The sequence below is a fragment of the Bacillus cereus group sp. BceL291 genome, assembly GCF_051776705.1.
In the GTDB taxonomy this organism is placed as follows: Bacteria; Bacillota; Bacilli; order Bacillales; family Bacillaceae_G; genus Bacillus_A; species Bacillus_A cereus.
Genome location: NZ_JBPWAP010000128.1, coordinates 1 through 9147 on the forward strand (window position 1 = coordinate 1; position 9147 = coordinate 9147).

A 9147-nucleotide genomic window follows, 5' to 3' on the forward strand; every position below is an offset into this window, starting at 1 on the left:
TTAGGGTTTATTTCGTATGCTCATTTTTAAGAGGATTATACTGTTTAAAAGTTTGTTCATTTCAATTAATGGAAAACCGTAGAGTTTCTATCCTTAAGTTGATGGGCATGCGGCTGAACCCCTATAAGAAGAGAAGAAAATTCTTCAATATTATAAGAAACAAAACCGGAGCGTAATTGATATATATTTTTTCGACAAACGAAAGGGGGATTTTCATGTTAACTGAATTACAAAAGAATTTTCCCTTAAAATTAAAGATCTCATCGAAAGAAAATATTCAATTTGATACCCTACGAGAATATAGGCGTTATGGAAGGATAGTCTCAAAAATTTCTCGAGAAAATCTTGTGTGAAAATCACTTTTAAATAATCGTGACGGACTATACTATGATTTAAATTCATTATTATATTATTTTTTAAATGATTGTCACTTTGAAGTTTATTGAATAGCCAATACTCTATATGATTCCAAAATAAAAAATGGAAAGCTGATGAGGGCACGTAATAATTATTTTAGAGCATAAAAATACTAACTACATACTAGATGCTGGTTTCGCTTCACACTTTCCTTTACATCCAATTTTCTTTAATGGTGATACTATTTACGTCTCCAACTGGAGAGTATCGTGTCCGTAACAAAATACAGCTAAAGGAACTTATGTATAAGAAATGATAAAGGAAAAAATGGAGAAACTTCATATTACCTTGGTTCTGAGCCTAGTCATAATTAGTCTATTGGATATACTTTTTCTTTGAAGAAAATAAATGAAGAGAAATTAAATAATAGACAAAACATGATTATAATGCATCCCCACTCCCCTTTAAATAGGGGATATATAATTTGTAAATTCATTAAAAACAATCGTATTTCGCTTACAAAATAAAAATTTACACACACTCAATATGAAGAGAAAATAAAAAAGAAATTAATACGGAACAATACCATCGAATTTTCAAATAATTAGAAGTGTATTTTAGAAGTATAATAAAAATATTCTGAAAGTGTTTTTAGTGTATTAGAGAGTTGTGTTTTAGTTATTTATAAGGAGACTATTTTCACCTTCGATTTTTGCGAAATACCTACACATAGTATCAAGAAGAGGTTCTAACAAAATTGTTAGAACCTCTTTATCTATTCTCAACAAAAGATGATTTGAATTTTTTATTTAAACAGATTGATGTATATCCGTATGTGAAATCCGATTTTTTGTTTCATTAAAAATGATAAATTCTTTATAGTTGGGGTGCCATACAATTAAGTAAGTCTCATTTTCATATTGTATGGCATCAAATTGACATGACGTTTTTCCTACTATATCGGATTGTCCAATTAGTATCAATCTTTTTTCTAAAATCCCATTAAACTGCTTAAAAAATCATTACACTCCTTCAGGTAAGTATAAGTATATATTTATAAAAAGATATACTTTTTCCTCTTTTATAGCTGAATAAGAATTTTAAAAACAAATGAAAAAAATAATCCATATACAAAATAAGAGTAATTCTTTGGGTTGGTATATTATTTAATTATTTAACGAGAGGGGTGTCTAAGCGAAACATTAAAAATAGTATTTGTAAACATAATTTTTCATACATGAATGAAAAGTGGTATATCCTTTTATTTATAGATATAGTCTAAACTATAGTTGTGCATGAGCTTGAGGAGGAAAAAGATAGGAATAATCATGGTATCATAAAAATTAATAGTATAGCAGATACAGATTAAATTCTTTATACATGCATGAGAGTATACATTTGGTATTAATAATATAGCAGAAGGGAGAATAGAGAATGTTAGAGCATGAAGCTGTATTAGTAAAAACATTTTTAGCTACATTTGGTGGTTTTTGCGGATACTTTTTCGGTGGATGGGATGTATTATTAAAGATTTTAGTGACTATGGTCTCCGTTGACTACATTACTGGAATGATTGCTGCAGGTTATAATGGGAAACTAAAAAGTAAAATTGGCTTTAAAGGTATTGCTAAAAAGGTAGTGTTATTTATTCTAGTAGGCGTTGCAACTCAGTTAGACATAGTATTTGGGAGTAATAGTGCCATCCGAGAAGCCACAATTTTTTTCTTCGTGGGAAATGAGTTATTGTCTATTTCAGAAAATGCGGGACGTATAGGTATTCCACTTCCACAACCTTTAATCAATGCAGTTGAAACTTTAGGTGGACGAAGTAAACAAAATAAAAAAGAAGATAAGTGATGAGGTAGTAGACCTAAATAAAGTAAAACTTTAATCAGTGGGGGTCTTGCTCATCCCCCACTGATTATTAATTCAACCAAGCAAGCGTTTACGGGCAGTATGATCTCCCACCTAACTTTTTTGCTCCAGCAGAATTTTGAGTTGGAACCCTTACTACTCGTAAATGCGGGATAAACATGGTATACAATCAATCCATTTCTTATTAGCATTCAAAATTTTTGCAATACAGTGACAATGTACCAGAAAATGAAGTTACTTAAATATTAATTTAATTTATCCTTGGAAAAATTGGATATCGTAAACTTATTTCTATTACAAAAAGTTTAAAGGATGATGCGGTTGAAACAATTTAAAAAGATGTTAGACCAAGGAGCGATTCCCATTGATCTCACAGATCAATTCGGAAAACCTTTACGTCAATTTGATAAAATACAATATGAAAATGAATTCTATCTAATTATCTGGCATCCAATCTATAAAGAATTTGTGGGCTCTCATGAAACTGGAGATTGGATTCCTTATACTGATTTACATCAATCTGTTTGGATCGAAAATTTAAAAGAACATTATGCTAGCAAAAACTAAAAAGAATCCCAAAATATTTTGTTCGAGCCCTTTAAAGAATTTCAGCTAGGACCAAAAAAATAACCATCATAATCAAATGTAACTAAAGCATACTTATGGAAAAAGTCATCAAAAAATAATGAGTCTTTTGTTTTCAAAATGATTGTCTTTTTAAACAATAAATGCAAGTCGTAGCATATTTTATATATCTTATTATAAAAATTTATGAATTATTCATGATAATTATATATCAGTTTTTTAATACTCTGAAGGCTGAAATTTTGAATGCAAAATAAAAAAATCGGTTAACATCTTTTCCAATTAGTTAATCATCGAATCATAGAAAAGCTACAATCTAAAAATGGATTGTAGCTTTATTCATGTTTTAATCGTAAATAATAGCTTATATTTTTAGGAATGCCAGAAGATATTCTATTAAAACATACTGAACTCATTCTAAATATAGGTAATATATTTATATTTAATAAAATTCGTTGCGTTTTGTGAATATTTTCATAAGCTGAACCATATGATTTAAACTGAGGCGAAAATAATTGGTCTCAAATTATAAAACTATACGTGCTAGAACCAAAGGAATTGGAGGGAAATCACTCAAAAAATGTACGTATAACAATTTGCTTATATAATTCTATGAAGAAACTATTCAATGGAGAAAAATTGAATAGTTGTAATGTAAGCACACCGAAAAAAGGAGGAGTTATATTGACTTCAAATAGGAAAAATGAGAATGAAATTATAAATGCTTTATCGATTCCAACGGTATCGAATCCTTCCACGCAAATGAATCTATCACCAGATGCTCGTATTGAAGATAGCTTGTGTGTAGCCGAGGTGAACAATATTGATCCATTTGTTAGCGCATCAACAGTCCAAACGGGTATAAACATAGCTGGTAGAATATTGGGCGTATTAGGTGTGCCGTTTGCTGGACAACTAGCTAGTTTTTATAGTTTTCTTGTTGGGGAATTATGGCCTAGTGGCAGAGATCCATGGGAAATTTTCCTGGAACATGTAGAACAACTTATAAGACAACAAGTAACAGAAAATACTAGGAATACGGCTATTGCTCGATTAGAAGGTCTAGGAAGAGGCTATAGATCTTACCAGCAGGCTCTTGAAACTTGGTTAGATAACCGAAATGATGCAAGATCAAGAAGCATTATTTTTGAGCGCTATGTTGCTTTAGAACTTGACATTACTACTGCTATACCGCTTTTCAGAATACGAAATGAAGAAGTTCCATTATTAATGGTATATGCTCAAGCTGCAAATTTACACCTATTATTATTGAGAGACGCATCCCTTTTTGGTAGTGAATGGGGGATGGCATCTTCCGATGTTAACCAATATTACCAAGAACAAATCAGATATACAGAGGAATATTCTAACCATTGCGTACAATGGTATAATACAGGGCTAAATAACTTAAGAGGGACAAATGCTGAAAGTTGGTTGCGGTATAATCAATTCCGTAGAGACCTAACGTTAGGGGTATTAGATTTAGTAGCCCTATTCCCAAGCTATGATACTCGCACTTATCCAATCAATACGAGTGCTCAGTTAACAAGAGAAATTTATACAGATCCAATTGGGAGAACAAATGCACCTTCAGGATTTGCAAGTACGAATTGGTTTAATAATAATGCACCATCGTTTTCTGCCATAGAGGCTGCCATTTTCAGGCCTCCGCATCTACTTGATTTTCCAGAACAACTTACAATTTACAGTGCATCAAGCCGTTGGAGTAGCACTCAACATATGAATTATTGGGTGGGACATAGGCTTAACTTCCGCCCAATAGGAGGGACATTAAATACCTCAACACAAGGACTTACTAATAATACTTCAATTAATCCTGTAACATTACAGTTTACGTCTCGTGACGTTTATAGAACAGAATCAAATGCAGGGACAAATATACTATTTACTACTCCTGTGAATGGAGTACCTTGGGCTAGATTTAATTTTATAAACCCTCAGAATATTTATGAAAGAGGCGCCACTACCTACAGTCAACCGTATCAGGGAGTTGGGATTCAATTATTTGATTCAGAAACTGAATTACCACCAGAAACAACAGAACGACCAAATTATGAATCATATAGTCATAGATTATCTCATATAGGACTAATCATAGGAAACACTTTGAGAGCACCAGTCTATTCTTGGACGCATCGTAGTGCAGATCGTACGAATACGATTGGACCAAATAGAATTACTCAAATTCCTGCAGTGAAGGGAAGATTTCTTTTTAATGGTTCTGTAATTTCAGGACCAGGATTTACTGGTGGAGACGTAGTTAGATTGAATAGGAATAATGGTAATATTCAAAATAGAGGGTATATTGAAGTTCCAATTCAATTCACGTCGACATCTACCAGATATCGAGTTCGAGTACGTTATGCTTCTGTAACCTCGATTGAGCTCAATGTTAATTTGGGCAATTCATCAATTTTTACGAACACATTACCAGCAACAGCTGCATCATTAGATAATCTACAATCAGGGGATTTTGGTTATGTTGAAATCAACAATGCTTTTACATCCGCAACAGGTAATATAGTAGGTGCTAGAAATTTTAGTGCAAATGCAGAAGTAATAATAGACAGATTTGAATTTATCCCAGTTACTGCAACCTTCGAGGCAGAATATGATTTAGAAAGAGCACAAAAGGCGGTGAATGCTCTGTTTACTTCTACAAATCCAAGAAGATTGAAAACAGATGTGACAGATTATCATATTGACCAAGTGTCCAATATGGTGGCATGTTTATCAGATGAATTTTGCTTGGATGAGAAGCGAGAATTATTTGAGAAAGTGAAATATGCGAAGCGACTCAGTGATGAAAGAAACTTACTCCAAGATCCAAACTTCACATTCATCAGTGGGCAATTAAGTTTCGCATCCATCGATGGACAATCAAACTTCACCTCTATTAATGAGCTATCTGAACATGGATGGTGGGGAAGTGAGAATGTTACCATTCAGGAAGGGAATGACGTATTTAAAGAGAATTACGTCACACTACCGGGTACTTTTAATGAGTGTTATCCAAATTATTTATATCAAAAAATAGGAGAGTCAGAATTAAAAGCTTATACGCGCTATCAATTAAGAGGGTATATTGAAGATAGTCAAGATCTAGAGATTTATTTAATTCGTTACAATGCAAAGCATGAAACATTGGATGTTCCAGGTACCGATTCCCTATGGCCGCTTTCAGTTAAAAGCCCAATCGGAAGGTGCGGAGAACCAAATCAATGCGCACCACATTTTGAATGGAATCCTGATCTAGATTGTTCCTGCAGAGATGGAGAAAGATGTGCGCATCATTCCCATCATTTCACTTTGGATATTGATGTTGGATGCACAGACTTGCATGAGAACCTAGGCGTGTGGGTGGTATTCAAGATTAAGACGCAGGAAGGTTATGCAAGATTAGGAAATCTGGAATTTATCGAAGAGAAACCATTAATTGGAGAAGCACTGTCTCGTGTGAAGAGAGCGGAAAAAAAATGGAGAGACAAACGGGAAAAACTACAATTGGAAACAAAACGAGTATATACAGAGGCAAAAGAAACTGTGGATGCTTTATTCGTAGATTCTCACTATAATAGATTACAAGCAGATACAAACATTGGTATGATTCATGCGGCAGATAGACTTGTTCATCGGATCCACGAGGCTTATCTTCCAGAACTACCTTTCATTCCAGGAATAAATGCGGTGATTTTTGAAGAATTAGAAAATCGTATTTCTACTGCGTTCTCCTTATACGATGCGAGAAATGTCATTAAAAATGGCGATTTCAATAATGGCTTATCATGCTGGAACGTAAAAGGGCATGTAGATGTACAACAGAGCCATCATCGTTCTGACCTTGTTATCCCAGAATGGGAAGCAGAAGTGTCACAAGCAGTTCGCGTCTGTCCGGGGCGTGGCTATATCCTTCGTGTCACAGCGTACAAAGAGGGATATGGAGAGGGCTGCGTAACGATCCATGAAATCGAGAACAATACAGACGAACTAAAATTTAAAAACTGTGAAGAAGAGGAAGTGTATCCAACGGATACAGGAACGTGTAATGATTATACTGCACACCAAGGTACAGCAGCATGTAATTCCCGTAATGCTGGATATGAGGATGCATATGAAGTTGATACTACAGCATCTGTTAATTACAAACCGACTTATGAAGAAGAAACGTATACAGATGTACGAAGAGATAATCATTGTGAATATGACAGAGGGTATGTGAATTATCCACCAGTACCAGCTGGTTATGTGACAAAAGAATTAGAATACTTCCCAGAAACAGATACAGTATGGATTGAGATTGGAGAAACGGAAGGAAAGTTTATTGTAGATAGCGTGGAACTACTCCTCATGGAAGAATAGGATCATGCAAGTATAGCAGTTTAATAAATATTAATTAAAATAGTAGTCTAACTTCCGTTCCAATTAAATAAGTAAATTACAGTTGTAAAAAGAAAACGGACATCACTCTTCAGAGAGCGATGTCCGTTTTTTATATGGTGTGTGCTAATGATAAATGTGCACGAAATTATATTGTCAAAATAGTATTTACTTGAGAAAAAGATCATGTTATGTGGAGATATTCCCTTATAATATCTGTTCCACATTTATAATAGTTGGATCATACATTAAAAAAAAGACAGTCGCAAATTTATATTTTCTGCATAAAATATATAGTTAAGAACCTAAAAAGTATGATACGAATCAAGTAGTAGGATAAAACTGAAAAAGGAAGTGTAACTACAATGAATAAAAAAATAAGAAATGAAGATGAAAATTTGTCAATAGAATTATCATATAATCGTTCAAAAAACACAAAACATAAGGTGCCTTTTTGTTGTACAATTTCTGTTCCTAAAGGCTGGGAAGTTTTATCAGATTGTCAACCCAAAATCGTCTATCAGCTTGATTGTTTATCCATTATAAAAGAAACATATCGTAAGACAGTTGAGGTAAAAGATTGCGGTCAAACGGAAATCAATGTTAATGTGCTAAAAATCAAAGGGTGTATCTCTTTTCTAATGAATATAGAGGTGAAGCCAAAGGATGAACAATGTGTCTGCTTCACAGATTCCCATAATCAAGACATAGTATTGTGTTGTAAGGATACGGTATGTATTGACCATATCCTTCAATGTAGTGTGGGACATTTACCACCACTTCATTTGAATTGTCACAATGTTACCATTTGTGATGTAAAAGTGGTACCAGTTTGTGATGAGGCATGTCAATTTGTAAAAGTGACAGGGAATTTTCAATTCCATCCTCATTTTTAAATTTCCTTGCAATCTATGGATAGCAGTAAAAGAAGTAAGCAAACTATTAACATATTGAGCCTATTTAAATTAAGGGTATATATTGATATTTTATAAAATGGTTTGCACTTTTTCATAAGATGAGTAATATGTTTTTAATTGTGGTAAAAAGACACATCATCAATTTATAAGGACTTTGGTGAGTTACTAAAAGAATATGCAAGGAATTAATGGAGATAAATAATCAGGATCAATGCCTTCCTTATAATTGTTTGGGTAATTCTGAGATTGAGATATTACAATGATTCGTTCATAGAATCTGAGAACAGTATCTTCCAGTGTAGTCTGTAATTCCATTTGTAAATGCAGCCATTTTCGAAGAATTAGAAGTTAGTATTTTCAATGCATTCTCCCTATACGATGCTAGAAATGCTATTGAAAATGACGATTTTAATAATAGTTTATACTGCGAATCAAGAAGAATACTAGCGTGTTAACACTTCTCATAATTGCGGATATTTCCAGAAACCGATACAGTATGGCTTGAGACTGGAGAAATAGAAGGCATATTCATCGTAGATATTGTGAAGCTACTCCTTATAGATGAATAGGCTTATGCATAGTTGTTTTAAAAGGCACAATATAAAAAATATAATAAAAGTAGGGATGGAGGGGGGAATGAGGATGAATATTTTTCAGTAGAAGTAAAATATGATTTTTTGTCCTTACTAATATCAGACGAAATTACCTGTCTCATAAGGCTTATATTGATGGAGAATTAAAGTGTTTTTATAACAATTGGTGTCCAATTTCTATAAACAGCCTCCTGTAAAAGCATGCTAAAAGCTACTTCAAATAAGGCAAGTTTTTTAGTTTCAAAATCCTAAAGTACCCACGGTCATTTTGTTAAATTTATTGTATTAAAAGATAGTAAGAACTAATCCTTTTATGAAGTGACCCCTAAAAGTTAGACACGGTTATTTCATTAGGCAGCTTGATAAAAGTGAGTCCGGTATTGTACCGGGCTCATTTTTAATTTTGCCTTAATCCGTTTCGT

General features: G+C 33.2%; 5 protein-coding genes. 4 read left to right on the top strand and 1 reads right to left on the bottom strand.

All coding sequences use genetic code 11. From position 1 onward, the window contains the following. Window positions 1–1166: 1166 nt before the first annotated feature. The gene (locus ACS2CR_RS32390; protein WP_079246658.1) at window positions 1167–1355 is read right to left on the bottom strand and encodes a hypothetical protein; all 189 of its coding nucleotides are present in this window, start codon (window positions 1353–1355) and stop codon (window positions 1167–1169) included. A gap of 436 nt (window positions 1356–1791) precedes the next feature. Here ACS2CR_RS32390 and ACS2CR_RS32395 point away from each other — a divergent pair, with 436 nt between their 5' ends. From ACS2CR_RS32395 to ACS2CR_RS32410, 4 genes are all read left to right on the top strand, one after another. Then, window positions 1792–2214, top strand: coding sequence for a phage holin family protein (locus tag ACS2CR_RS32395; RefSeq protein ID WP_079246657.1), 423 nt, complete (start codon window positions 1792–1794; stop codon window positions 2212–2214). Between the two features lie 333 nt (window positions 2215–2547). Continuing rightward, window positions 2548–2799, top strand: coding sequence for a hypothetical protein (locus ACS2CR_RS32400; protein WP_033698205.1), 252 nt, complete (start codon window positions 2548–2550; stop codon window positions 2797–2799). 702 nt (window positions 2800–3501) lie between these two features. Next, window positions 3502–7197, top strand: a complete 3696-nt coding sequence (gene cry1Bd, locus ACS2CR_RS32405) for a pesticidal crystal protein Cry1Bd (protein ID WP_309567952.1) — start codon at window positions 3502–3504, stop codon at window positions 7195–7197. Between the two features lie 383 nt (window positions 7198–7580). Then, window positions 7581–8111 (top strand): ABC transporter permease, encoded by a 531-nt coding sequence (locus ACS2CR_RS32410; protein ID WP_001035125.1) that lies wholly within the window; start codon window positions 7581–7583, stop codon window positions 8109–8111. Window positions 8112–9147 lie beyond the last annotated feature (1036 nt).

Coding starts and splice junctions, on each gene's coding strand:
- ACS2CR_RS32395 (WP_079246657.1), top strand. CDS start 1,792: ATGTTAGAGCATGAAGCTGTATTAGTAAAAACATTTTTAGCTACATTT.
- ACS2CR_RS32400 (WP_033698205.1), top strand. CDS start 2,548: ATGCGGTTGAAACAATTTAAAAAGATGTTAGACCAAGGAGCGATTCCC.
- ACS2CR_RS32410 (WP_001035125.1), top strand. CDS start 7,581: ATGAATAAAAAAATAAGAAATGAAGATGAAAATTTGTCAATAGAATTA.